The organism is Streptomyces sp. NBC_01384 (genome assembly GCF_045040035.1).
GTDB lineage: Bacteria > Actinomycetota > Actinomycetes > Streptomycetales > Streptomycetaceae > Streptomyces.
This window is the reverse complement of the sequence record NZ_CP109559.1, coordinates 4,014,174-4,039,432: the sequence shown is the minus strand read 5'-3', so window position 1 is coordinate 4,039,432 and position 25,259 is coordinate 4,014,174. Positions and strand designations below refer to the sequence as shown.

Annotated in this window: 20 protein-coding genes; 17 read left to right on the top strand and 3 right to left on the bottom strand. The window is 68.7% G+C overall.

All coding sequences use genetic code 11. The features are described 5' to 3' along the window. Nucleotides 1-97: 97 nt before the first annotated feature. A complete protein-coding gene (locus tag OG747_RS18340) occupies nucleotides 98-925 on the bottom strand; it encodes a C40 family peptidase (protein WP_405880398.1) in 828 nt (275 codons plus the stop codon). 724 nt (nucleotides 926-1,649) lie between these two features. On the opposite strand from OG747_RS18340, the gene OG747_RS18335 reads away from it, so the two are divergent. The 15 genes from OG747_RS18335 (at nucleotide 1,650) to recQ (ending at nucleotide 20,601) form a co-directional block, all read left to right on the top strand. Beyond that, nucleotides 1,650-2,009 (top strand): NADH-quinone oxidoreductase subunit A, encoded by a 360-nt coding sequence (locus tag OG747_RS18335; protein WP_007383963.1) that lies wholly within the window; start codon nucleotides 1,650-1,652, stop codon nucleotides 2,007-2,009. A gap of 13 nt (nucleotides 2,010-2,022) precedes the next feature. Beyond that, on the top strand, nucleotides 2,023-2,577 hold the full coding sequence (locus tag OG747_RS18330) for an NADH-quinone oxidoreductase subunit B family protein (protein WP_053743379.1): 555 nt from the start codon (nucleotides 2,023-2,025) through the stop codon (nucleotides 2,575-2,577). Further along, the gene (locus OG747_RS18325) at nucleotides 2,574-3,344 is read left to right on the top strand and encodes an NADH-quinone oxidoreductase subunit C (protein ID WP_405880397.1); all 771 of its coding nucleotides are present in this window, start codon (nucleotides 2,574-2,576) and stop codon (nucleotides 3,342-3,344) included. The genes OG747_RS18330 and OG747_RS18325 overlap by 4 nt, the downstream gene beginning before the upstream one ends. After that, the gene (locus OG747_RS18320) at nucleotides 3,341-4,684 is read left to right on the top strand and encodes an NADH-quinone oxidoreductase subunit D (protein WP_405880396.1); all 1,344 of its coding nucleotides are present in this window, start codon (nucleotides 3,341-3,343) and stop codon (nucleotides 4,682-4,684) included. Before OG747_RS18325 ends, OG747_RS18320 begins: the two co-directional genes overlap by 4 nt. A gap of 29 nt (nucleotides 4,685-4,713) precedes the next feature. Further along, nucleotides 4,714-5,523, top strand: a complete 810-nt coding sequence (nuoE, locus tag OG747_RS18315; RefSeq protein ID WP_405885589.1) for an NADH-quinone oxidoreductase subunit NuoE — start codon at nucleotides 4,714-4,716, stop codon at nucleotides 5,521-5,523. Next, the gene (gene nuoF / locus OG747_RS18310; protein WP_405880395.1) at nucleotides 5,520-6,869 is read left to right on the top strand and encodes an NADH-quinone oxidoreductase subunit NuoF; all 1,350 of its coding nucleotides are present in this window, start codon (nucleotides 5,520-5,522) and stop codon (nucleotides 6,867-6,869) included. The genes nuoE and nuoF overlap by 4 nt, the downstream gene beginning before the upstream one ends. Further along, the gene (locus OG747_RS18305; RefSeq protein ID WP_405880394.1) at nucleotides 6,866-9,370 is read left to right on the top strand and encodes an NADH-quinone oxidoreductase subunit G; all 2,505 of its coding nucleotides are present in this window, start codon (nucleotides 6,866-6,868) and stop codon (nucleotides 9,368-9,370) included. Before nuoF ends, OG747_RS18305 begins: the two co-directional genes overlap by 4 nt. After that, nucleotides 9,367-10,740 (top strand): NADH-quinone oxidoreductase subunit NuoH, encoded by a 1,374-nt coding sequence (nuoH, locus tag OG747_RS18300; RefSeq protein WP_405880393.1) that lies wholly within the window; start codon nucleotides 9,367-9,369, stop codon nucleotides 10,738-10,740. Before OG747_RS18305 ends, nuoH begins: the two co-directional genes overlap by 4 nt. After that, nucleotides 10,733-11,335 (top strand): NADH-quinone oxidoreductase subunit NuoI, encoded by a 603-nt coding sequence (nuoI, locus tag OG747_RS18295; protein WP_097225118.1) that lies wholly within the window; start codon nucleotides 10,733-10,735, stop codon nucleotides 11,333-11,335. The genes nuoH and nuoI overlap by 8 nt, the downstream gene beginning before the upstream one ends. Beyond that, a complete protein-coding gene (locus OG747_RS18290; RefSeq protein WP_405880392.1) occupies nucleotides 11,332-12,150 on the top strand; it encodes an NADH-quinone oxidoreductase subunit J in 819 nt (272 codons plus the stop codon). Before nuoI ends, OG747_RS18290 begins: the two co-directional genes overlap by 4 nt. Continuing rightward, a complete protein-coding gene (gene nuoK, locus OG747_RS18285; protein WP_095853175.1) occupies nucleotides 12,147-12,446 on the top strand; it encodes an NADH-quinone oxidoreductase subunit NuoK in 300 nt (99 codons plus the stop codon). Before OG747_RS18290 ends, nuoK begins: the two co-directional genes overlap by 4 nt. Nucleotides 12,447-12,460: 14 nt before the next feature. Next, nucleotides 12,461-14,374, top strand: coding sequence for an NADH-quinone oxidoreductase subunit L (gene nuoL, locus OG747_RS18280; protein WP_405880391.1), 1,914 nt, complete (start codon nucleotides 12,461-12,463; stop codon nucleotides 14,372-14,374). A gap of 5 nt (nucleotides 14,375-14,379) precedes the next feature. Next, nucleotides 14,380-15,951, top strand: coding sequence for an NADH-quinone oxidoreductase subunit M (locus OG747_RS18275; protein ID WP_405880390.1), 1,572 nt, complete (start codon nucleotides 14,380-14,382; stop codon nucleotides 15,949-15,951). After that, nucleotides 15,948-17,597, top strand: coding sequence for an NADH-quinone oxidoreductase subunit NuoN (gene nuoN, locus OG747_RS18270; RefSeq protein ID WP_405880389.1), 1,650 nt, complete (start codon nucleotides 15,948-15,950; stop codon nucleotides 17,595-17,597). The genes OG747_RS18275 and nuoN overlap by 4 nt, the downstream gene beginning before the upstream one ends. 1,009 nt (nucleotides 17,598-18,606) lie before the next feature. Next, a complete protein-coding gene (gene recQ / locus OG747_RS18265; RefSeq protein ID WP_405885588.1) occupies nucleotides 18,607-20,601 on the top strand; it encodes a DNA helicase RecQ in 1,995 nt (664 codons plus the stop codon). A gap of 27 nt (nucleotides 20,602-20,628) precedes the next feature. Here recQ and OG747_RS18260 read toward each other — a convergent pair whose 3' ends face one another. Beyond that, the gene (locus OG747_RS18260; protein WP_405885587.1) at nucleotides 20,629-20,826 is read right to left on the bottom strand and encodes a hypothetical protein; all 198 of its coding nucleotides are present in this window, start codon (nucleotides 20,824-20,826) and stop codon (nucleotides 20,629-20,631) included. Between the two features lie 201 nt (nucleotides 20,827-21,027). After that, nucleotides 21,028-22,242 carry a fumarylacetoacetase gene (gene fahA / locus OG747_RS18255; RefSeq protein ID WP_405885586.1) on the bottom strand — a complete coding sequence of 405 codons (1,215 nt, stop codon included), beginning with the start codon at nucleotides 22,240-22,242 and terminating at the stop codon, nucleotides 21,028-21,030. A gap of 378 nt (nucleotides 22,243-22,620) precedes the next feature. On the opposite strand from fahA, the gene OG747_RS18250 reads away from it, so the two are divergent. Beyond that, a complete protein-coding gene (locus OG747_RS18250) occupies nucleotides 22,621-23,871 on the top strand; it encodes an ATP-grasp domain-containing protein (protein ID WP_405880388.1) in 1,251 nt (416 codons plus the stop codon). A 28-nt stretch (nucleotides 23,872-23,899) separates the two neighbouring features. Continuing rightward, entirely contained in the window at nucleotides 23,900-25,102 is a 1,203-nt protein-coding gene (locus tag OG747_RS18245) for an FAD-dependent oxidoreductase (protein ID WP_405880387.1), read from the top strand. The last annotated feature ends 157 nt before the right edge of the window (nucleotides 25,103-25,259 follow it).

Below are 25,259 nucleotides of genomic sequence, written 5' to 3'. Positions count from 1 at the left end.
CCACCAGGGCCGCGAACACGACGGACAGGGCCGCCGCCCTCAGGCGGCGGCCCTCAAGCCGTGTGAGTCGCGTCTGCGACTCGGGAACCCGTGCGACTCAGAGAACGCGCACCGCGCCCGTGGCCGGGTAGCCCGAAAGGTCCTGAATCAGCACACCCTTGGAGGGGTTGGCCGCGTCCAGGTACTGGCCGTTACCGATGTACACACCCACGTGGTACGCCGAACCGGCCGCACCCCAGTACAGGATGTCGCCGACCTGGATGTTGGACAGCGAGACCGGCGTACCGAACGTCGACTGGTCCTGCGAGACGCGCGGCAGATCGACACCGACCTGCTTGAACGCGGCCTGTACGAGGCCGGAGCAGTCCCACGTGTTGGGGCCCGTACCGCCCAGCACGTACGCGTCGCCGACCTGCGCCTTGAGGAAGGCTATGACGGTGGCGACACTGCCGCTGGCCGGGGCGGAGACGTTCGAGCTCGCGGAGGCGGACAGGACCGTCCGTGCGGAGGACCGCGAGACGGCCTGGGCGGCCGCGGCCTTCCGGGCGTCCTCGGCCTTCTTCTTGGCCTCCGCCTTGTTCTTGGCGTCGGCAAGGTCCGACTTGGCCTGCTTGGCGGCCTTTGCGGCGGCTGCGTCGCGCTCAGCCTGCAGCTCGTAGTTCGCCGCGGCCTGCTGCGTGGCGTCCGCGGACTGTGCGAGCTGCGTGGCCAGGTCGGCCGTCAGCGTGGGCAGTTCGAGGGTCTGCGTCACGGGTTCGGCCGCGTTCGCCGAACCGGCCGCACCGGCCACTGCCAGGGTGCTGAGAACGCCACTGGCAACTCCGGTACGCATCGCGAGCGTCGACGCGTTGCGGCGGGGCTTCCGGTGGCTGCGTATGTGAGCGGTGTGGGACATGGGTACAACCGGTATCAGGGGCTCCCTCATACCTTCAAGAAACGTGTGGTGCGCCACAGTTGTTCAATCCACGGCCGAATCCCGGGCGCGTCACTCTTTATTGACGCCGTAACGGGCATTACGGACAGAGGTGATCAAGCCTTTGATCATGGCCTTTCGGTATTACGTCCGAATTGCCCTCCGCTTACCACTGGTGGCAACCAGTGGCCAAGCCCGGCTTATCTGGCGCATAGGTAGATGTGGTGCAGGTCACAGAGTGGTCACTCCGGCGGCCGCGCCTCGCGCGTACATCCTGACGACCTCCGCTCGTGAACGCGCGCACGCACCCGCGGTCGTCCACACCCGTCCGCACACCTCCCCCGATGTGTGAATGCGCTCCTCTACCAAGCCGTCCCGTCCAGCACCAATTTGCATGCAGCGGAAGTCTCTTGATATTGAGACGCGGCCTCGGACCTGTGGTGACGAGCGGAAATGTCACGTCTGGTGATCGCATGGATGCTTCGCGTATGAAGATCACTGCTCATCCGACTTGATGATCGTTCGTCAGGTGGTGGAGATCACAAAGCTTGTGCAATACCCCGTGTCGCAGATCACAGACCGGCGGGCATAAGATGCGAGGCAGTTGGGCTTGTGACCTGCTTCACATGTACGCGATCTTCGTCGGGACGCACGGGGCTCGTGGGACGGGTGGGGCAGAAGTGCTTGCCTGACGCAACCGCCATGCAGTCAGTGCCGACTGAGAGGAGCGAGGAGCGTGAACGCGTATGCGCCGATCCTCGTACTGGGAGCCCTCGGGGCAGGCTTTGCGATCTTCTCCGTGGTCATGGCCACGCTTATCGGTCCAAAGCGATACAACCGGGCCAAGCTCGAGGCCTACGAGTGCGGTATCGAGCCGACCCCCACGCCGGCCGGCGGCGGGCGCTTCCCCATCAAGTACTACCTGACGGCGATGCTCTTCATCGTCTTCGACATCGAGATCGTCTTCCTCTACCCCTGGGCCGTCACCTTCGACGCCCTGGGTGTTTTCGGGCTCGTGGAGATGCTGCTCTTCGTGCTCACCGTCTTCGTCGCATACGCGTACGTATGGCGGCGCGGCGGCCTGGAATGGGACTGAGGGGCCTTAAGACATGGGACTCGAAGAAAAGCTGCCGAGCGGATTCCTGCTGACCACCGTCGAGCAGGCCGCGGGCTGGGTACGCAAGGCGTCCGTCTTTCCCGCCACATTCGGACTCGCCTGCTGCGCCATCGAGATGATGACGACCGGCGCGGGCCGCTACGACCTGGCGCGCTTCGGTATGGAGGTCTTCCGCGGATCACCGCGCCAGGCCGACCTCATGATCGTCGCCGGTCGAGTCAGCCAGAAGATGGCGCCGGTGCTGCGGCAGGTCTATGACCAGATGCCCAATCCCAAGTGGGTGATCTCCATGGGGGTCTGCGCCTCGTCGGGCGGCATGTTCAACAACTACGCCATTGTGCAGGGCGTCGACCATATCGTCCCGGTCGACATCTATTTGCCCGGCTGCCCGCCGCGGCCCGAGATGCTGATCGACGCGATCCTCAAGCTCCACCAGAAGATCCAGACCTCGAAGCTCGGCGTGAACGCCGAGGAGGCGGCCCGCGAGGCGGAGGAAGCGGCGCTCAAGGCGCTTCCCACCATCGAGATGAAGGGCCTGCTGCGGTGAGCGACGTGAACGGCAACGGCGCCAAGGGCGTGAGCGGCGCGGGCAACGGGGTCAACCCAGAGAAGGACCTCGGCGCCTCGAACCTCCCCGGCCGGCGAGGCGAGGGCGGCGAGGAGATCCGCGTCCAGCGCGGCATGTTCGGTGCCAACAACGGCGGCGACACCTCCGGCTACGGCGGCCTGGTCCGCTCCGTCCGGCTGCCCGGCCCGGCCACCCGCCCCTACGGCGGCTGGTTCGACGAGGTCGCCGACGAGCTGGAAGGTGCCCTGGAGGAACAGGGGCTCGTCCCTGAGAACGCCATCGAGAAGACGATCGTCGACCGCGACGAGCTCACCTTCCACATCGAACGCGAATACCTGGTCCGCGTCGCCCAGACCCTCCGCGACGACCCGGCCCTGCGCTTCGAACTGTGCACGGGCGTGAGCGGAGTGCACTACCCCAGCGACAAGGGCCGCGAGCTGCACGCCGTCTACCACCTGCGCTCGATCACCCACAACCGGCTGATCCGCCTCGAAGTCAGCGCCTCCGACGCCGACCCGCACGTCCCCTCGCTCGTCTCCGTCTACCCGACGAACGACTGGCACGAGCGCGAGACGTACGACTTCTTCGGCCTGATCTTCGACGGCCACCCGGCGCTGACGCGGATCATGATGCCGGACGACTGGCAGGGCCACCCGCAGCGCAAGGACTACCCCCTCGGTGGCATCCCCATCGAGTACAAGGGCGCCCAGATCCCGGCTCCGGACCAGCGGAGGTCGTACTCATGAGCACGCAGACCCCTTCTTCCGGCGCATCCGCCGCCTCGGCCCGCGAGACGACCGAGGGCACCGTATATACGGTCACCGGCGGCGACTGGGACGAGATCGCCCAGTCCGCAGCGAAGTCCGACGACGAGCGCATCATCGTCAACATGGGCCCGCAGCACCCATCCACCCATGGCGTGCTCCGGCTCATCCTGGAGATCGACGGCGAGACGGTCACCGAAGCCCGCTGCGGCATCGGCTACCTCCACACCGGCATCGAGAAGAACCTCGAGTTCCGCACGTGGACGCAGGGCACCACGTTCGTGACGCGCATGGACTATCTGACGCCGTTCTTCAACGAGACGGCCTACTGTCTCGCTGTCGAGAAACTCCTCGGCATCGAGGACCAGATCCCCGACCGCGCCACGATCATCCGTGTCCTCCTGATGGAGCTGAACCGACTCTCCTCCCATCTGGTGTGCATCGCCACCGGAGGCATGGAACTCGGCGCCACCACGATCATGATCTACGGCTTCCGTGATCGTGAACTCATTCTCGACATCTACGAGCTGATCACCGGCCTGCGGATGAACCACGCCTACATCCGCCCCGGTGGACTCGCCCAGGACCTGCCGCCCGGCGCGGTGGACCAGATCCGCGAGTTCGTGAAGAAGATGCAGAAGAACCTCCCCGAGTACGACAAGCTCGCCACCGGGAACCCCATCTTCAAGGCCCGTATGCAGGACGTCGGCTACCTCGACCTGACCGGCTGCATGGCCCTCGGCGCCACCGGCCCGATCCTGCGCTCGGCCGGCCTGCCGCACGACCTGCGCAAGGCCCAGCCGTACTGCGGCTACGAGACGTACGACTTCGAGATCCCGACCGCCGACACCTGCGACTCCTACGGGCGCTTTTTGATCCGTCTGGAGGAGATGCGCCAGTCGCTGCACATCGTCGAACAGTGTCTGGACCGGTTGCAGCCCGGGCCGGTCATGGTCGCCGACAAGAAGATCGCCTGGCCCGCCCAGCTCGCGCTCGGCCCCGACGGTCTGGGCAACTCCCTCGACCACATCAAGAAGATCATGGGCACCTCCATGGAGGCCCTGATCCACCACTTCAAGCTGGTCACCGAGGGCTTCCGCGTTCCGCCGGGACAGGCGTACGCGGCGGTCGAGTCGCCCAAGGGCGAGCTCGGGGTGCACGCCGTTTCCGACGGAGGCACCCGCCCCTACCGGGTCCACTTCCGTGACCCGTCCTTCACCAATCTGCAGGCCATGGCGGCGATGTGCGAGGGCGGCCAGGTCGCCGACGTCATCGTCGCCGTCGCGTCCATCGACCCCGTGATGGGAGGCGTCGACCGGTGACCACCACCCCCGAGGGCGTCAGCCTGGGCATGCCCCAACTGCCCGCGCCCGACTATCCGGACGACGTTCGAGCCCGGCTCGAAGCGGACGCGCGCGAGATCGTCGCCCGCTACCCGGACTCCCGTTCGGCGCTCCTTCCGTTGCTGCATCTCGTGCAGTCGGAGGAGGGCCATGTCACGCGCACGGGGCAGCGGTTCTGCGCGGACGTACTGAACCTGACCACGGCCGAGGTCACCGCCGTCGCGACGTTCTACTCGATGTACCGGCGCAAGCCGAGCGGTGACTACCAGGTGGGTGTGTGCACCAACACCCTGTGCGCGGTCATGGGCGGCGACGCGATCTTCGAGGCCCTGCAGGACCACCTGGGCGTCGGCAACGGCGAGACCACCGACGACGGCAAGGTCACGCTGGAGCACATCGAGTGCAACGCGGCCTGCGACTTCGCACCGGTCGTGATGGTCAACTGGGAGTTCTTCGACAACCAGACGGTGGCCTCCGCGAAGCGCCTTGTGGACGACCTGCGCACGGGAGCACAGGTCGCACCCACCCGCGGCGCCCCCTTGTGCACCTTCAAGGACACCGCGCGGATCCTGGCGGGCTTCCCCGACGAGCGCGAGGGAGCCGTGGAGGCGGGCGGCAGCGCGGGCCCAGCCTCACTGATCGGTCTCCGCCTGGCCAAGGGGGAGAGCGTCTCCGCGCGCGTGGTCCACCCACGAGGCGGTGGGGCACCGCAGGACCAGCCGCCGGCCGAGCACCTGAGCTCGCACGACGCGCCGCAGGACACATCGGCCTCCGATCCGTCGCACCCGGCGGGTCCTGCAGCCGAGGAGGGGGAGTGATGACGTTGGCAGCCGAGATCGACGAGACCAGCCCCGAGAAACTGCTCGCACCGGTGCTGTCGGCCTTCTGGGACGAGGAGAAGTCCTGGACGCTGGACGTCTACCGGAGGCACGAGGGGTACGAAGGGCTGCGCAAGGCGCTGGCCATGTCGCCGGACGACCTGATCGCGTACGTCAAGGACTCCGGTCTGCGCGGCCGGGGCGGCGCGGGATTCCCCACCGGAATGAAGTGGCAGTTCATTCCTCAGGGCGATGGCAAACCTCACTATCTAGTTGTCAACGCCGACGAGTCGGAGCCGGGAACCTGCAAGGACATCCCGCTCCTCTTCGCGAACCCGCATAGCCTCATCGAGGGCATTGTGATCGCGTGTTATGCCATCCGGTCTTCGCATGCGTTCATCTATCTCCGCGGTGAAGTCGTCCCCGTATTGCGGCGGTTGCACGAGGCCGTCCGAGAGGCCTACGCGGCGGGCTACCTGGGCGAGAACATCCTGGGCAGCGGGCTCGACCTCAAGCTCACCGTGCACGCGGGCGCGGGCGCGTACATCTGCGGTGAGGAGACCGCACTGCTCGACTCGCTCGAAGGCCGCCGTGGTCAACCGCGGCTTCGTCCCCCCTTCCCAGCCGTCGCGGGCCTCTATGCGTGCCCGACTGTTGTAAATAACGTCGAGTCGATCGCGTCAGTTCCCGCAATTCTCCAAAAAGGCAAGGAATGGTTCAGGTCGATGGGAAGCGAGAAGTCCCCGGGCTTCACGCTGTACTCGCTCAGCGGCCACGTCGCCAGCCCCGGCCAGTACGAGGCCCCGCTCGGCATCACACTCCGTCAACTCCTTCACATGAGCGGCGGGATGCGGCCCGGCCACCGGCTGAAGTTCTGGACGCCGGGCGGCTCCTCGACCCCGATGTTCACCGACGAGCACCTCGACGTCCCTCTTGATTACGAAGGAGTGGGTGCCGCGGGTTCCATGCTCGGCACGAAAGCACTCCAGTGCTTCGACGAGACGACCTGTGTCGTCCGGGCGGTCACGCGGTGGACCGAGTTCTACGCCCACGAGTCCTGCGGCAAGTGCACGCCGTGCCGCGAAGGGACCTACTGGCTCGTGCAGTTGCTGCGCGACATCGAGGCCGGCAAGGGCGTCATGTCCGACCTCGACAAGCTGAACGACATCGCGGACAACATCAACGGCAAGTCGTTCTGCGCCCTCGGCGACGGCGCCGCCTCGCCGATCTTCTCCTCGCTCAAGTACTTCCGCGAGGAGTACGAGCAGCACATCACGGGCCGCGGCTGCCCCTTTGACCCGGCCAAGTCCACGGCTTGGGCCGATCGCACGGAGGTGAACGCATGACGGTGACCACCAGCGCTCCCTCGGGAGGGGGAGAGGCGGCGGTGCCGCCGGAAGATCTCGTCTCGCTGACGATCGACGGCGCCGAGATCAGCGTGCCCAAGGGCACTCTGGTCATCCGGGCCGCCGAAGAGCTCGGCATCGAGATCCCCCGGTTCTGCGACCATCCGCTGCTCGACCCGGCCGGCGCCTGCCGCCAGTGCATCGTCGAGGTCGAGGGCCAGCGCAAGCCCATGGCGTCCTGCACGATCACTTGTACGGACGGGATGGTGGTGAAGACTCACCTCACCTCGCCCGTCGCCGAAAAGGCCCAGCACGGTGTGATGGAGCTACTGCTCATCAACCACCCGCTGGACTGCCCGGTCTGCGACAAGGGCGGCGAGTGCCCCTTGCAGAACCAGGCGATGTCGCACGGCAATGCCGAGTCCCGTTTCGAGGGCAAGAAGCGGACGTACGAGAAGCCGGTCCCGATCTCCACGCAGGTGCTGCTCGACCGGGAGCGGTGCGTGCTGTGCGCCCGCTGCACCCGCTTCTCCAACCAGATCGCGGGCGACCCGATGATCGAGCTCATCGAGCGGGGCGCGCTCCAGCAGGTCGGCACCGGCGAGGGCGACCCCTTCGAGTCGTACTTCTCCGGGAACACCATCCAGATCTGCCCGGTCGGCGCGCTGACCTCGGCGGCGTATCGCTTCCGCTCGCGCCCGTTCGACCTCGTCTCCTCGCACTCGGTGTGCGAGCACTGCGCGGGCGGCTGCGCGACCCGCACCGACCACCGGCGCGGCAAGGTCATGCGGCGCCTGGCCTCCCCCGACCCCGAGGTCAACGAGGAGTGGCTGTGCGACAAGGGGCGGTTCGGGTTCCGGTACGCGCAGCAGCGGGACCGCCTCGACACCCCTCTTGTACGTGGCGAATCGGGTGAACTGGAGCCCGCTTCCTGGCCGGAGGCCTTGGAAGCCGCGGCTCAGGGTCTGTTGGCGGCCCGCAGCCGCACCGGCGTCCTGACCGGCGGCCGCCTCACCGTCGAGGATGCCTACGCGTACAGCAAGTTCGCGCGCGTGGCGCTCGACACGAACGACATCGACTTCCGCGCGCGCGTGCACAGCGCCGAGGAGGCCGACTTCCTGGCGGCGCGGGTCGCCGGACGCGGACGGGACCTCGACGGTACGGGCCTCACGTACACCTCTCTGGAGAAGGCGCCCGCCGTCCTGCTCGTCGGCTTCGAGTCCGAGGAGGAGGCGCCCGGCGTCTTCCTGCGGCTGCGCAAGGCCTGGCGCGGGCACGGGCAGAAGACCTTCTCGCTCGCCACGTACGCGACACGCGGCCTGGAGAAGGCGGGCGGCACGCTGCTGCCCGCCGCGCCCGGCACCGAGACCGAGTGGCTGGACGCCCTCGCGAGCGGCATCGGCCTGGAGGGCGACGGAGCCAAGGCCGCCGAGGCGCTGCGCACAGAGGGCGCGGTGATCGTCGTCGGCGAGCGGCTCGCGGCCGTGGCGGGTGGGCTCACCGCCGCCGTACGGGCCGCGTCCGCGACCGGTGCCACCCTGGTGTGGATCCCGCGCCGGGCAGGGGAGCGCGGCGCGATCGAGGCGGGCGCCCTGCCGTCGCTGCTGCCGGGCGGGCGTCCGGCCACCGACCCGCGCGCGCGGGAGGAGGTCGCGGCCGCCTGGGGCGTCTCCGAACTTCCGCACCGCTACGGGCGCGACACCGGCCAGATCGTCGAGGCCGTCCTCGGCGGGGAGCTGCAGGCCCTGGTGGTGGCGGGCGTGGAGGTCGCGGACCTTCCCGACCCGGCACGCGCGCGTGCGGCCCTCTCCGAAGTCGGCTTCCTGGTCTCGCTCGAACTGCGGCCCGGTGAGGTCACCGAGCACGCGGATGTCGTCCTCCCGGTGGCCGCGGTCGCCGAGAAGGCGGGCACCTTCCTCAACTGGGAAGGCCGGGTCCGCTTCTTCGAGGCCGCGCTCAAGCCCGACCAGATGACCCGCCGCCTGGCGCCCACCGACATGCGCGTGCTGCAGATGCTGGCCGACGCCATGGACGTACACCTGGGTCTGCCGGATCTGCGCACCACGCGCGGGGAGCTGGACCGGCTCGGGGCCTGGGGCGGTCTGCGGGCCGCCGGGCCGGTCGAGATCGCGGCGTCGCTGCCGCGGCCGGCCGCCGGGGAGGCCGTGCTCGCGGGCCATCGGCTGCTGCTCGACCAAGGCCGCCTCCAGGAGGGCGACGACGCGCTCGCCGGGACCCGGCACGCCGCACGCGCGCGCGTGTCGGCCGCCACGGCAGCCGAGGCGGGCGTCAAGGAAGGCGACCTCCTCGCGGTCACCGGCAGCGCCGGAACCGTCGAACTCCCGCTGCAGATCACCGAGATGCCCGACCGTGTGGTCTGGCTCCCGCTGAACTCCACCGGAGGGGGCGTCGCCTCCGACACGGGGGCGCTGCCCGGCGCACTCGTCCGCATCGGCCCGGCGACGCTCGCCACCGAGGCCCCCAAGGAGGTGGAGGCATGACGCCGTACCTCGCCGCTGAAGACCTCTCCATGTTCGGCCGCGACCCGTGGTGGCTGGTCGTCGTCAAGGCGGTCTTCTGCTTCGCCTTCCTGATGGTGACCGTGCTCTTCTCCATCGTGTGGGAGCGCAAGGTCGTCGCCTGGATGCAGCTACGCATCGGACCCAACCGGCACGGGCCCTGGGGCATGCTCCAGTCGCTCGCCGACGGCGTCAAACTGATGCTCAAGGAAGACGTCATCGTCAAACGCGCGGACAAGGTGGTCTACATCCTCGCGCCGATCGTCGCGGCCATCCCGGCCTTCATGGCGATCGCGGTGATCCCCTTCGGTCCCGCCGACAACGAGATCTCGATCTTCGGCCACCGCACCACGATGCAGCTCACCGATCTGCCGATCGCGATGCTCTACATCCTCGCGGTCGCCTCGGTGGGCATCTACGGGATCGTGCTCGCGGGCTGGAGTTCCGGATCCACCTACCCGCTGCTCGGCGGTCTGCGGTCCTGTGCCCAGATGATCTCGTACGAGATCGCCATGGGCGCCGCCTTCGCCTCGGTGTTCCTCTACTCCGGGTCGATGTCGACCTCGACGATCGTCGAGCAGCAGCACGACCGCTGGTACATCATCCTGCTGCCGGTCTCCTTCGTGATCTACATCATCACGATGGTCGGCGAGACCAACCGCGCCCCCTTCGACATGCCGGAGTCCGAGGGCGACCTCGTCGGCGGCTTCAACACCGAGTACTCGTCCATCAAGTTCGCGCTGTTCATGCTCGCCGAGTACGTGAACATGGTGACGGTCTCGGCCGTGTCGACCACGCTCTTCCTGGGCGGCTGGCGGGCCCCGTGGCCCATCAGCACCTTCTGGGAGGGCGCCAACCACGGCTGGTGGCCGATGCTCTGGTTCGTGGTGAAGGTGCAGCTGCTGCTGTTCTTCTTCATCTGGCTGCGCGGCACGCTCCCGCGCGTCCGCTACGACCAGCTGATGAAGCTCGGCTGGAAGGTCCTCATCCCGGTCTCCGTGGTCTGGCTGATGCTCGTCGCGACCGTACGGACCCTTCGGAACGAGAACTACGACTTCGCCGACATCGCCCTGTACGTCGGCGGCGGTGTTCTCGTCCTGTTGCTGCTCTCGTTCGCCGCGGACATCTTCCGCGACAAGCAGGGGGCCCAGGAGACGCCCGCCGAGCCCGCCGCCTTCGACCCGATGGCCGGTGGATTCCCGGTGCCGCCGCTGCCAGGACAGGAGCTGCCGCCCGTGCCGCGGCGCCGCCCGCGCCGCGAGCGCGAGTTGATTGTCAGTGGCGGGTCCGATACTGCGAGTGACGGATCGAATGGCGGATCTCGTGACGGAAAGGAGGGGTCCGATGGCTGAGGAGCCGAAGGAGACCAAGCCCGGTTTCCAGAACCCCGTCGCCGGCTTCGGCGTGACCTTCAAGGCCATGTTCAAGAAGCGCCTGACGGAGCAGTACCCGGAGCAGCAGAAGACCACCGCCCCGCGGTTCCACGGCCGGCACCAGCTCAACCGCCACCCGGACGGCCTGGAGAAGTGCATCGGCTGCGAGCTGTGCGCCTGGGCCTGCCCCGCGGACGCCATCTATGTGGAGGGCGCGGACAACACCGAAGAGGAGCGCTACTCGCCGGGCGAGCGGTACGGCCGCGTCTACCAGATCAACTACGCCCGCTGCATCCTGTGCGGCCTGTGCATCGAAGCGTGCCCCACGCGCGCGCTCACGATGACGAACGAATTCGAGCTGGCCGACTCCAGCCGCGCCAACCTCATCTACACCAAGGAGCAGCTGCTCGCCGGGCTCGATGAGGGCATGGTCGACACACCGCACTCGATCTTCCCCGGCACGGACGAGCAGGACTACTACCAGGGTCTGGTGACCGAGGCGGCGCCGGGTACGCAGCGCCAAGTCGCCGTCTCCAAGGGCGAGAAGCCCACGGAAGAGGGGGTGGGGGCATGAGCGCGCAGCTCGCCGCCTACTCCACCTCCACCGGAGAGGCCTTCCAGTTCTGGGTCCTCGGCACGGTCGCTGTGATCGGCGCCCTGTGCACCGTCTTCATGAAGAAAACCGTGCACAGCGCGCTCTGTCTCGCCGGCACCATGATCATCCTGGCGGTGTTCTACCTCGCCAACGGCGCCTACTTCCTGGGCGTCGTGCAGATCGTCGTCTACACCGGCGCGATCATGATGCTGTTCCTCTTCGTGGTCATGCTCGTCGGTGTCACCGCGGCAGACTCCTTGAAAGAGACCATCAAGGGTCAGCGCTGGCTGGCCCTGGTGTGCGGACTCGGCTTCGCTGTCCTGCTGATCGCGGGCATCGGCAACGCGTCCCTGAAGGACTTCAACGGCCTGAGCAAGGCGAACGCCAACGGGAACGTGGAGGGCCTCGCCGCCCTCATCTTCACGAAGTACGTGTTCGCCTTCGAAATCACCGGCGCCCTGCTCATCACGGCCGCCGTCGGCGCGATGGTGCTCACGCACCGCGAGCGCACCGAGCGCGCCAAGACCCAGCGCGAGCTGTCCGAGCAGCGCGTACGGGAAGGCAAGCACGTACCGCCGCTGCCGGCACCTGGTGTCTATGCCCGGCACAACGCGGTGGACATCGCGGGCCTCCTCCCGGACGGTACCCCGTCCGAGCTGACCGTCAGCAAGACGTTGCGGGAGCGCGGCCAGATCCGTGATGTGTCCACCGAGGCGCTGAGCGATCTGAAGGCCCTGGAGCAGCGTGCCGAAGAACGCCTGGAGCGCACGAAGCCGGAGGAGGCGTCCAAGTGAACCCGGTCAACTACCTCTATCTCGCGGCCCTGTTGTTCACGATCGGCGCCACCGGCGTGCTGATCAGGCGCAACGCGATCGTGGTGTTCATGTGCGTCGAGCTCATGCTCAACGCCTGCAACCTCGCGTTCGTGGTCTTCTCCCGCCTGCACGGCAATCTCGACGGCCAGATCATCGCCTTCTTCACGATGGTCGTCGCCGCCGCGGAGGTCGTGGTCGGGCTCGCGATCATCGTGTCGCTGTTCCGTTCCCGCCACTCGGCCTCGGTCGACGACGCCAGCCTGATGAAGCTGTAAGGGGTCGCTGAATCGTGGAGAACCTGATTGCGCTGCTGGTAGCGGCGCCTCTGCTCGGAGCGGTCGTACTGCTGTGCGGCGGCCGACGGCTCGATGCCGTCGGTCACTGGATCGGCACGGCGCTCGCGGCCGCGTCCTTCGTGATCGGCGTGATCCTCTTCGCCGACATGCTGGGCAAGAGCGCCGGCCACCGGACCATGAGCCAGTACCTGTACAGCTGGATCCCCGTCGAGGGCTTCCAGGCGGACGTCTCCTTCCAGCTCGACCAGCTGTCGATGACGTTCGTCCTGCTGATCACCGGTGTCGGCTCGCTGATCCACCTGTACTCGGTCGGGTACATGGAGCACGACGAGCGGCGCCGCCGCTTCTTCGGCTATCTGAACCTGTTCCTCGCGGCGATGCTGCTGCTCGTCCTCGCCGACAACTACCTGCTGCTGTACGTCGGCTGGGAGGGTGTCGGCCTCGCCTCGTATCTGCTGATCGGCTTCTGGCAGCACAAGCCCAGCGCCGCCACCGCCGCGAAGAAGGCCTTCCTGGTCAACCGTGTCGGCGACATGGGCCTGTCGATCGCCATCATGCTGATGTTCACCACCTTCGGGAGCTTCGCCTTCGGACCGGTGCTCGGCACCCAGGAGCACCCGGGGCTCGTCGGCGGCGCCACCGAGGGCAAGCTCACCGCCATCGGCCTGATGCTGCTGCTCGCCGCCTGCGGCAAGTCCGCCCAGGTGCCGCTGCAGTCCTGGCTCGGGGACGCGATGGAAGGCCCGACCCCGGTCTCGGCCCTCATCCACGCCGCGACCATGGTGACCGCCGGTGTGTACCTGATCGTCCGCTCCGGCGCGATCTTCAACGCCGCGCCCGACGCCCAGCTCGTCGTCACCGTCGTCGGCGCCGTCACGCTCCTGTTCGGTGCGATCGTCGGTTGCGCGAAGGACGACATCAAGAAGGCGCTCGCCGGCTCGACGATGTCGCAGATCGGCTACATGGTGCTGGCCGCGGGCCTCGGCCCCATCGGCTACGTCTTCGCGATCATGCACCTGGTGACGCACGGCTTCTTCAAGGCCGGACTCTTCCTCGGCGCCGGCTCGGTCATGCACGGCATGAACGACGAGGTCGACATGCGGAAGTACGGCGGCCTTCGGACGTACATGCCGGTCACCTTCGTCACCTTCGGCCTCGGCTACCTCGCCATCATCGGCTTCCCGGGCCTGTCCGGCTTCTTCTCCAAGGACAAGATCATCGAGGCGGCCTTCGCCAAGGGCGGCACCGAGGGCTGGATCCTCGGCGGCGCGGCCCTGCTCGGCGCGGCGATCACCGCCTTCTACATGACACGCGTGATGATCATGACCTTCTTCGGAGAGAAGCGCTGGCAGCCGGACGCGGAAGGCCACGAGCCGCATCCGCACGAGTCGCCCAGGTCCATGACGATCCCCATGATCGTGCTGGCCTTCGGATCGGTCTTCGCGGGCGGCTTCTTCAGCATCGGTGATCGCTTCCTGCACTGGCTGGAGCCGGTGACCGGCCACTCGGAGGGCAACTCGCCCGTCAGCGCCCTCACGGTCACGCTGGCCACCATGGTGCTGCTCGTCGTCGGCGCCGGCATCGCGTACGCCCAGTACGGGCGCAGCCCTGTCCCGGTCGTCGCCCCGCGCGGTTCCCTGCTCACCCGGGCCGCCCGGCGCGACCTGCTCCAGGACGACTTCAACCACGTCGTGCTGGTGCGCGGCGGGGAGCACCTCACACGCTCCCTGGTGTACGTCGACCACACCCTGGTCGACGGGGTCGTCAACGGCACCGCGGCCTCCATGGGCGGCCTCTCCGGGCGGCTGCGCAAGCTGCAGAACGGCTATGCGCGCAGTTACGCGGTCTCGATGTTCGGCGGTGCGGCGATCCTCGTCGCCGCGACCCTGCTGATGAGGGCGGTCTGATACCGATGTCCTTTCCACTGCTGACAGCGACGGCGGCGCTCCCGGCCCTCGGGGCGATCGCCACGGCCGCCGTGCCGGCCGCGCAACGCGTCGCCGCGAAGTGGCTGGCGCTGCTCGTCTCACTCGGCACCCTGGTGCTCGCCGCGGTCGTCCTGGTCCGCTTCGACCCCGGCGGTGCCCGCTACCAACTCACCGAATCCCAGCCCTGGATCAAGGACTTCGGGGTGCGCTACGAGCTGGGCGTGGACGGCATCGGGGTGGCGCTCGTCGCGCTGACCGCGCTGCTGATCCCGTTCGTGATCCTGGCGGGCTGGCACGACGCCGACCCGCATGAGACAGGAAGCAGGCGCTGGCGGCCGACGCAGGGCTTCTTCGCCCTGATCCTGGCCGTCGAGGCGATGGTGATCATCTCCTTCGAGGCCACCGACGTCTTCCTCTTCTACATCTTCTTCGAAGCCATGCTGATCCCGATGTACTTCCTCATCGGCGGCTTCGGGGACCGTGCCCACGAGCACGGGGACGAGGCGGCGGCGACTCAACGCTCGTACGCCGCAGTGAAGTTCCTCCTCTACAACCTGGTCGGCGGCCTGATCATGCTGGCCGCCGTCATCGGTCTCTACGTAGTAGCCGGAAACTTCTCGCTCCAGGAGATCGTGCAGGCCCGCGCCAACGGCTCGCTGCACATGGCGACCAGTACGGAGCGATGGCTGTTCCTCGGCTTCTTCTTCGCGTTCGCGGTGAAGGCGCCCCTGTGGCCGCTGCACACCTGGCTGCCCAACGCCATGGGGGAGGCCACGGCCCCGGTCGCCGTACTGATCACGGCGGTCGTCGACAAGGTCGGCACCTTCGCGATGCTCCGCTTCTGCCTCCAGCTCTTCCCGGAGGCGAGCAAGTGGGCGACGCCGGTCATCCTCGTCCTCGCCCTCATCAGCATCATCTACGGGGCGTTGCTCGCGGTCGGCCAGCGGGACATCAAGCGGCTGGTGGCGTACGCGTCGATCTCGCACTTCGGATTCATCATCCTGGGCATCTTCGCGATGACCAGCCAGGGCCAGTCGGGCGCGACGCTCTACATGGTCAACCACGGGATCTCGACCGCCGCCCTGATGCTGGTGGCGGGCTTCCTGATCTCGCGGCGTGGCTCGCGTCTGATCGCCGATTACGGGGGGGTGCAGAAAGTCGCCCCGGTGCTCGCCGGCACCTTCCTGATCGGCGGCCTCGCGACCCTCTCGCTCCCAGGGCTCGCGCCCTTCGTAAGTGAATTCCTGGTCTTGGTGGGTGCGTTCGCGCGCTATCCGGCCGTCGGCATCGTCGCCACCTTCGGCATCGTCCTCGCCGCGCTCTACACGCTCGTCCTCTATCAGCGGACGATGACGGGCCCGGTGAAGGCGGAGGTCGCCGAGATGCCCGATCTGAGGGTGCGCGAGCTCCTGGTGGTCGCCCCGCTGATCGCGTTGCTGATCTTCCTGGGCGTCTACCCGAAGCCGGTCACCGACATCGTCAACCCGGCGGTCCAGCAGACCATGTCCGACGTACATCAGAAGGACCCCCAGCCCAAGGTGGAGGCGGCCAAGTGAGCACAGTAGCCGTCCACAGCCTGTGGACAACCGCGGCCGACCCGATCTCCAAGATCGACGCGCCGAAGATCGAATACGCCCAATTGTCGCCCACCTTGATCGTCATCGGGGCGGCGATCGTCGGAGTGCTGGTCGAGGCCTTCGTCCCGCGCAAGTCCCGTTACTACGCTCAAGTGTTCGTGTCCGTCGTCGCGCTCGCCGCCGCATTCGCCGCGGTCGTCGCCCTCGCGGCGGGCGGATACGGCACCACGAAGGCGCACATCGCGGCCATGGGCGCGATCGCCGTAGACGGGCCCGCGCTGTTCCTCCAGGGCACGATCCTGCTCGCCGGAATCCTCGGTGTCTTCACCTTCGCCGAGCGGCGGCTCGACCCGGAGGCACACGGCAATCGCGTGGACTCGTTCGCCGCGCAGGCCGCGTCCGTTCCCGGCAGCGACAGCGAGAAGGCGGCGGTGAAGGCCGGGTTCACCACCACCGAGGTGTTCCCGCTGCTGCTCTTCGCGATCAGCGGCATGCTGGTCTTCCCCTCGGCCAACGACCTGCTGACGCTGTTCATCGCCCTGGAAGTCTTCTCGCTCCCGCTGTACCTGCTGTGCGCCGTGGCCCGCCGCAAGCGGCTCATGTCCCAGGAGGCCGCGGTCAAGTACTTCCTGCTCGGCGCCTTCGCCTCCGCGTTCACCCTCTTCGGCATCGCCCTGCTCTACGGCTACGCGGGCTCGGTGTCGTACGCGACGATCGCGCAGGTCGTCGACGGCACGATCCCGAACGTCGACCCGGCGCTCGCCGGCACCATGGGCAACGACGTGCTGCTGCTCATCGGCACCGCCATGGTCGTCATGGGCCTGCTCTTCAAGGTCGGCGCGGTGCCGTTCCACATGTGGACGCCGGACGTCTACCAGGGCGCGCCGACACCGGTCACCGGCTTCATGGCGGCGGCGACCAAGGTGGCCGCCTTCGGAGCGCTGCTGCGTCTGCTGTACGTCGTCCTGCCGGGCCTGCGCTGGGACTGGCGGCCGGTCATGTGGGCCGTCGCGATCGTCACCATGCTGGGCGGTGCGATCGTGGCGATCACGCAGACCGACATCAAGCGTCTGCTGGCGTACTCGTCCATCGCGCACGCCGGATTCATCCTCGCGGGTGTCATCGCGACCTCGCCGGACGGCGTCTCGTCGGTCCTCTTCTACCTGGGCGCCTACTCGTTCGTGACGATCGGGGCCTTCGCGGTCGTGACGCTCGTACGGGACGCGGGCGGCGAGGCGACGCACCTGTCCAAGTGGGCGGGCCTCGGACGCAGGTCACCGTTGGTGGCGGCGGTCTTCGCGGTCTTCCTGCTGGCCTTCGCCGGTATCCCGCTGACCTCCGGTTTCGCCGGGAAGTTCGCCGTGTTCAAGGCGGCGGCGGAGGGCGGCGCGGGCCCGCTGGTCGTGGTCGGTGTGATCTCGTCGGCGATCGCGGCGTTCTTCTACATCCGGGTGATCGTGCTCATGTTCTTCAGCGAGCCGCGGCCGGAGGGACCGACGGTCGCCGTGCCTTCGCCGCTGACCATGACGGCGATCGGGGTCGGCGTGGCGGTCACGCTGGTGCTGGGCGTGGCGCCGCAGTACTTCCTGGACCTGGCGAGCCAGGCGGGGGTCTTCGTCCGCTGAACCACGCAGGCGTCGGGGCCCGCTCCCTCCTCGGGAGCGGGCCCTGAGGCATGTTCAGTGGGCTGAGTGCGCCGAGTGGCCTGCTGCGTGAGCGTCGTGGCCCGGGACCGCCGGGCACGTGACCCTGGGATTCCACCGGTCGAACACGCCGTTGGGGTTGTGTTTCCAGAGCCAGACGTGCAGGTCGTAATGGATGGATCGGCATGGTGGCGTTGTGGCCGGGCATCGGGCCGTCGAACTTCTGCCCTCCGAACATCGAGGGTCTGTCGTCGCTCGTCTTCAGGTTTTGGTCGGCATCCGGGACGATCCACTCCACCCCGGCGAGCCTGCGCCTCCCGTCCTTCCCGTCCTCATAGAGGAGAGCGGCGGGTTTGGCCGGGTCGACCGAGCCGTAGAGGGACTCATTGAAGTAGTGGGAGCCCATGCTGCCGTGGCCCGCGGGGTCCGAGGAGCACGGATTGGGGACGTATCCGTCGGCGATGGCGACCGATTCGTCGAGGTACTTCGCCGTTGCGGCGTACGCCGTGGCCAGCTCCGCCGGGACCGTCGGGTCGAAGGGACCGATCGCGGCGGCAGGAGCGGGGGCGGTGGCCAGGGAGATGGCCGCGACAGCGGCTGTCGCGAGCGTGCTGGCGGTCCTGAGAGGACGCTGGGACATGCGATGACTCCCAGAGGCGCGAGAGGCGCGAGAGGCGCGAGAGGCGTACGCGACGGCGCCGGTCCGTCGGCCGCGGGCCCCCTCCGCCCGCCCGAGCAGCATGTCCCCTGGTCACCAAGGGCTGCCATGCGAGCGGGGCCAACGGATTGAACGCACGCGGGGCGCGTCGTGGAGGAGAGCGAGACGGGAGTGAGACGGGAGCGGGGCCGGAGTGACAGGGGAGCGAGATGAGCCGGGCGCCGGTGCGTACTGAAGTCGGTCGGTCGCAGCCTGTGGATAACTCTCGGACTGTCGGCGCGGACCCCTATCGTGGACGCAGTGGTCGAGGCGCGACGTACGGGGGACAGGACGATGGGCGGGACGGGTGTGATGACCGAAGCGGACGCGACGGAGAAGCTGGGGGAGAGCGAGGCACTGGCCACGCTCCACCGGGTCTTCGGGTACGACGCCTTCCGCGGCGAGCAGGAAGCGATCATCGAGCACGTGGTGGCGGGTGGTGACGCCGTCGTCCTGATGCCGACGGGTGGCGGCAAGTCGCTCTGTTACCAGATTCCGGCACTGGTCAGACCGGGTACGGGAGTCGTGGTCTCCCCCCTCATCGCGCTGATGCAGGACCAGGTGGACGCGCTGCGTGCGCTGGGCGTGCGCGCCGGGTTCATGAACTCCACGCAGGACTTCGACGAGCGGCGCGTGGTCGAGGCCGAGTTCCTGGCGGGGGAGCTCGACGTGCTCTACCTGGCCCCGGAGCGGCTGCGCCTGGACATCACGCTGGACCTGCTGTCTCGCGGGAAGATCTCCGTCTTCGCGATCGACGAGGCGCACTGCGTGGCCCAGTGGGGTCACGACTTCCGCCCTGACTACCTGGCGCTCTCGCTGCTCGGCGAGCGCTGGCCGGACGTCCCGCGCATCGCGCTGACGGCCACGGCCACGCGCGCGACGCACAAGGAGATCACCCAGCGCCTGGCCATGCCGGCCGCCCGCCACTTCGAGGCGAGCTTCGACCGGCCCAACATCCAGTACCGGATCGTCCCCAAGGCCGACCCCAAGAAGCAGCTGCTGACCTTCCTGCGTGACGAGCACGCGGGTGACGCGGGCATCGTGTACTGCCTCTCGCGCAACTCGGTGGAGAAGACGGCCGAGTTCCTCTCCCGCAACGGCGTCGAGGCGGTGCCCTACCACGCGGGCCTGGACGCGGGCACCCGCGCCGCCCACCAGTCGCGCTTCCTGCGTGAGGAGGGCCTGGTCGTCGTTGCCACCATCGCCTTCGGCATGGGCATCGACAAGCCGGACGTGCGGTTCGTCGCCCACCTCGACCTGCCCAAGTCGGTCGAGGGCTACTACCAGGAGACGGGGCGCGCGGGCCGCGACGGACTGCCGTCCACGGCCTGGATGGCGTACGGGCTTCAGGACGTCGTCCAGCAGCGCAAGCTGATCCAGGGCTCAGAGGGCGACGAGGCGTTCCGCCGCCGGGCCGCCGCCCATCTGGACTCGATGCTGGGCCTGTGCGAGACGGTCGAGTGTCGGCGCTCCCAGCTTCTCGCCTACTTCGGCCAGGACCCGCACACCCCCGCGTGCGGCAACTGCGACACATGCCTCGCGCCGCCCGAGACCTGGGACGGCACGGTCGTGGCACAGAAGTTGCTGTCCACGGTGGTGCGGCTGCAGCGGGAGCGCGGGCAGAAGTTCGGCGCGGGCCAGATCGTCGACATCCTGCTGGGGCGGCGGACCGCCAAGGTGATCCAGTTCGACCACGACCAGCTGTCCGTCTTCGGTATCGGCGAGGAGCTCGCAGAGTCCGAATGGCGGGGCGTCGTAAGGCAGTTGCTGGCGCAGGGGTTGATCGCGGTCGAGGGCGAGTACGGGACGCTGGTGCTGACCGAGGGGAGCGGGACGGTGCTGCGGCGCGAGCGCGAGGTACCGCTGCGCAAGGAGCCGCCGAAGCCGACCGTTGCCCGCTCCTCGTCCTCTTCTTCCTCTTCCTCGCGGGGCGATCGCAAGGCCAAGTCCGCCGCGGCCGAGCTGCCCCAGGAGCTCGTGCCCGCCTTCGAGGCCCTGCGCTCCTGGCGCGCCGAGCAGGCCAAGGAAGGGGGCGTCCCGGCGTACGTCATCTTCCACGACGCCACGCTCCGGGAGATCGCCACGGTATGGCCCACCTCGGTCGAAGGCCTCGGCGGCATCAGCGGGGTGGGCGAGAAGAAGCTGGCGACGTACGGGGAGGGTGTGGTCGGGGTGCTTGCCTCCCTGGGCGGCGCCCCCGGAGGGGCGGCGGCTCCCGCGGCCGATGAGGCGCCGGACCCGGACTGGCCCGAGATGGACGCGGAGCCGGAGCCTGAGGACTGGATATAGGACCTCGCCCTGCGCCTGACCCTGCGGTCACAGCGCTCGTGACGCGTACGCCCTGACGTCCGCGTCGGAGTCCGCCGTGGCCGTGGTGAGGGCCGCGCGGGCGTCCTCGTCGACCGCCGAGTGCCGTACGAGTGCCAGAACCGCCGCCCTGCGGGCGTCGGCGTTCGGGTCGCCGAGCGCCTTGGCCGGAGCCGGGACGGCGATGTCGGTGCCCGCGGCGGACAGCGCGGTGGCGGCGCCGGAGCGGACCTGCCGGGCGGGGGCGGAGCGGACCTGCGGGTCGGGGTCGGCCAGGGCGGCGACGCACGGGCGGCCAGGGCCGCCGGGCAGCCCGCGAGGGTCGCGTCGCGAAGGCCGCCGCCCGGACCAGGTCGTCCGGGTCGGTCGTGAGCCGGTCCAGGGTGCCCTCGACGAGCCTGCCCGGGGTCAGGAGGCCGGAGCGATCCTGCCCGTCACCTCGCCCAGCCCCACCCGGATTCCGCTCGGGCCCGGAGCCCAGGCCGTCAGGGTGACCTCGTCGCCGTCCTCGAGGAACGTGCGCTTGCCGTCGGGGAGGTCGAGGGTGTCGCGGCCGTTCCAGGTGAGTTCCAGGAGCGAGCCGCGCTCGCGCTCGGAGGGGCCGCTGACGGTGCCCGAGCCGTACAGGTCGCCGGTGCGCAGGGAGGCTCCGTTGACCGTCATGTGGGCCAGTTGCTGGGCGGCCGTCCAGTACATGGTGGAGAAGGGGGGTTCGGAGACGACCTGTCCGTTGATGGCGACGGAGATGCGGAGGTCATAGCCGCTGGGCTCGTCCTCGGAGTCGTCCAGATAGGGGAGGAGAGGGTGGGTGCGGGTCGGGGGTGCGACCCGGGCGTCGTCCAGGGCGTCGAGTGGGGTGATCCAGGCCGACACGGAGGTGGCGAAGGACTTGCCGAGGAAGGGGCCCAGGGGGACGTACTCCCAGGCCTGGATGTCGCGCGCCGACCAGTCGTTGAGGAGACAGAGGCCGAAGACATGGTCGCGGAAGGAGGAGAGGGGGACGGGCGTGCCCATGGTCGAGGGCGCGCCTACCACGAAGCCGACCTCCGCCTCGATGTCGAGTCGGGTGGAGGGGCCGAAGACGGGGGCGGGGTCGGTGGCGGCCTTGCGCTGGCCCGACGGGCGGACCACCTCCGTGCCCGACACCACGACCGTGCCGGAGCGGCCGTGGTAACCGATCGGCAGGTGCTTCCAGTTGGGGGTGAGGGAGTCGGCGGCGTCGGGGCGGAAGATCTGTCCGACGTTACGGGCGTGGTTCTCGGAGGCGTAGAAGTCGACGTAGTCCGCGACCTCGAAGGGGAGGTGCAGGGTCACCTCGGAGAGGGGGATCAGGAGGGGCTCGACGGTCTCTCGGTGGGCCGGGACCGTCACCCAGGCCGTGAGCGCGCGGCGTACGTCGGACCAGGCCGTGCGGCCCGCCGCGAGCAGCGGGTTCAGGGTCGGCTGCGCGAGCAGTGCGGCGTACGGGGAGCCGAGGGCTCGCGCGGTCGCGCCCACGTCGAGGACGTGGTCGCCGAGTCGGACGCCGACGCTCCGCTCGGGCGCGCCGGCCCGGGAGAAGACACCGTAGGGGAGGTTGTGCGGGCCGAAGGGATCGCCCTCGGGGACATCGAAGGGGGGCATCGGGTGGTGCCTCGCTTTCGTGGTCGTACGCGCCGTACGCGCCGCGTGATCCGTGTGGTCCACGCGGTCCATGTGGAGGTGTTCCACCTGTTCCACGTGTCCCACGTGTTCCGTATGCATGTGTTCCACGTGTTCCGTGTGGTCGCGGCACACGTTACGGGGGAGTGACCTGCTGCGGCAGTGCCCAGAGAGTCGTCGTGAGTCGCCATGGGAGTACTCGAAGAGTTGCCCCGCCAGCGACTAAAGAGTTCGCAATGTCCGAATAGGCCTTGTCGGACGCGGCAATTCCGGCTTAGCGTCCTTTGGGGACATGGACGGGGTGGGTCCGGTCCGTAGGGGGGACACGTGGGGGGACCCGTGGCCAGGGGCGCCAGCAGAGTGCCGGTCGACGCCGACCGGGACGTTCCGGGCCTGATTGTGAAGTTCGGCGACTATCCGCTGCACCACGGCGGAGTGGGCGCCATCCGAAGTCTGGGCCGCCTCGGCATACCGATGTATGCGATCACCGAGGACCGTTACACGCCTGCCGCCGCCTCGCGCTATCTGCGCCGCGCCTTCGTCTGGCCGACGACGGGGACGGAGGAGCCGGAGCGTCTTGTCGAGGGGCTGCTGCGGATCGGTCGCCGCATCGGGCGGCCGACGGTGCTCGTCCCGACGGACGAGGAGGCGGCCGTCCTGATCGCCGAGCACCAGGACGAGCTCGGGGACCGTTTCCTCTTCCCGCGGGTGGACGCCAAGCTGCCCCGCCGCCTCGCCAGCAAGCAGGGACTGCACGAACTCTGTGAGGAACACGGCATCCCCAGCCCGGCGGCGGCCTTTCCGCAGTCCTACGACGAGATCGTGGCGTTCGCCGAGAGCGCCCGCTTTCCGATCGTCGCCAAGAACCGCGAGGCCTTCGTCAGAAGGAAACAGCCCGCCGTGAACGGGACGACGAAGATCGCGACCCGGGAGGGGCTGCTGACGCTCGCCCGGGACTGGGGTGATCAGCCGGGCGTGATCCTTCAGGAGTACCTGCCCAGGGAGGAGGCGGAGGACTGGATCGTGCACGCGTACTTCGACGCGGACTCGACGCCGCTCGCGATGTTCACGGGCGTGAAGGTCCGCTCCTGGCCGCCGCACGCGGGAATGACGGCGAATGCGTATGTCGTCGACAATCCGGAACTCGCGGACCTCGCCGCGCGTTTTATCAAACAGATCGGCTTCAGCGGCGTCATCGACCTCGACCTGCGCTTCGACCGCCGCGACGGACAGTACAAGCTCCTCGACTTCAACCCCCGGATGGGCGCGCAGTTCCGACTCTTCGAGAATGAGTCGGGGATTGACGTCGTCCGAGCCATGCATCTGGATCTGACCGGGCGCGCCGTTCCCGAGGGGGAACAGCGGGCCGGTCGCCGTTACATCGTCGAGAACATCGACCTGCCGGCCCTGCTCGCCTACCGGCGCAGCGGTTATACGACCCCGCACGCGCCGACTCGTGCGAGCGGCACCGAGCTGGCCTGGCTTGCGGGTGACGACCTGCGGCCTCTCTTTACGATGCTCGCACGCTTCGTGCGGCCGGGCGCGAAGCACCTGTATCAGCTGTGGCGGACCAACCGCCGTGGCAGCAGCACCAGTACGACCACGAAGTGACGGAAAAACGTCCTGGGGAGGGGACTTCGTGAATCATCCGGTAGCAGTCATCGGTGCCGGGCCATTCGGCCTGTCCACCGCCGCTCATCTGCGGGCGCGGGGCATTCCGGTGCGCGTGTTCGGCGAGCCCATGGTGAGCTGGCGCGACCACATGCCCGAGGGGATGCTGCTCAAGTCGACCCCGGCCGCATCCAGTATCGACGCCCCGCAGCGTGGACACACGATCCTCGACTACTGCAACGCGGCGGGGATCCGTCGGCTCGTCACGGACGAGGACATCATCCCGGTCGAGACGTTCATCGCGTACGGCGAGTGGTTCCAGCAGAAGTTGGTGCCCGAGCTGGAGCGGGTGCGGGTGGTGTCCGTCGACCGACGGGGCGGCGAGGGTTTCGAACTCAAGCTGGACTCCGGTGAGTCGTTCACGGCACGGGCGGTCGTCGTGGCCACCGGGCTGTACGGGCTCGCCCATCTGCCGCCCGAGCTCGGCGGCGCCGCGGCGGACGGGCCCACACCCACCGGCCCTGTCTCGCACAGTTCCCAGCACCACGACCTCAGCCGGTTCTCCGGCAAGGAGCTGATCATCGTCGGCGCGGGCCAGTCAGCCCTGGAGACGGCGGCGCTCGCGGCGGAGGCGGGCGCGCGGGTGCGGGTGGTGTCCCGGGGCCGCGGCAAGGTCGCCTTCGGCGCGCCGCCCTGGGAGCAGCCGAAGCTGCGCCCGGAGTCGCCCTTCGGGCGTGCCTGGTCGCTGTGGGCGCTCAGTTACTACCCCCACCCCTACCGCTATCTGCCCGCCGAGGCCCGGCACTACCTGGTCCGCCGGGTACTCGGTCCCCTCGGCGCCTGGTGGCTCCGCGACCGCTTCGAGGGCAAGGTCGAGGTCAGCGAGGTCTCCGGGATTGTCGGCGCCGGTGTTTCCGGCGGACGCCCCGTCCTCTCCGTCCAGACCCTGGGCGGCCGGGCCGAGGAGCTCTCCGCCGACCATGTCATCGCGGCGACCGGCTATCGCGTCGACATCGCCGCGATGGACTTCCTCGGACACGAGTTGCGTACGGAGCTCGCGGTGAGCCGCGGTACCCCGAAGCTCGGTGCCGGGTATCGGTCCTCCGTGCCCGGGCTGTACTTCACGGGGTTGCCGGCGGCGGCTTCGTACGGGCCGGTGATGCGGTTCGTGTGCGGTACGGAGTTCGCTTCGCCGCGGCTGGCCAAACACTTGGCGGGCGCGCACGGGTGAGGTGGCCGGGGTCCGTACGGCCGAGGGGGCGGTGGCTTGTGGGCCACGCCCCCGGGCCGGGGGCAACCCATCGCTCCAGAGCATGAGTTGGGGTTCGGCGGTCACATCCGGCGGTGCCGCGTCATCCTCTGGAGTGACATTCCGCTCGGAGTTTTTT

Coding starts and splice junctions, on each gene's coding strand:
- OG747_RS18340 (WP_405880398.1), bottom strand. CDS start 925: ATGAGGGAGCCCCTGATACCGGTTGTACCCATGTCCCACACCGCTCAC.
- OG747_RS18330 (WP_053743379.1), top strand. CDS start 2,023: ATGGGACTCGAAGAAAAGCTGCCGAGCGGATTCCTGCTGACCACCGTC.
- OG747_RS18320 (WP_405880396.1), top strand. CDS start 3,341: ATGAGCACGCAGACCCCTTCTTCCGGCGCATCCGCCGCCTCGGCCCGC.
- nuoE (WP_405885589.1), top strand. CDS start 4,714: ATGCCCCAACTGCCCGCGCCCGACTATCCGGACGACGTTCGAGCCCGG.
- OG747_RS18305 (WP_405880394.1), top strand. CDS start 6,866: ATGACGGTGACCACCAGCGCTCCCTCGGGAGGGGGAGAGGCGGCGGTG.
- nuoH (WP_405880393.1), top strand. CDS start 9,367: ATGACGCCGTACCTCGCCGCTGAAGACCTCTCCATGTTCGGCCGCGAC.
- nuoI (WP_097225118.1), top strand. CDS start 10,733: ATGGCTGAGGAGCCGAAGGAGACCAAGCCCGGTTTCCAGAACCCCGTC.
- OG747_RS18290 (WP_405880392.1), top strand. CDS start 11,332: ATGAGCGCGCAGCTCGCCGCCTACTCCACCTCCACCGGAGAGGCCTTC.
- OG747_RS18275 (WP_405880390.1), top strand. CDS start 14,380: ATGTCCTTTCCACTGCTGACAGCGACGGCGGCGCTCCCGGCCCTCGGG.
- recQ (WP_405885588.1), top strand. CDS start 18,607: ATGGGCGGGACGGGTGTGATGACCGAAGCGGACGCGACGGAGAAGCTG.
- fahA (WP_405885586.1), bottom strand. CDS start 22,242: ATGCCCCCCTTCGATGTCCCCGAGGGCGATCCCTTCGGCCCGCACAAC.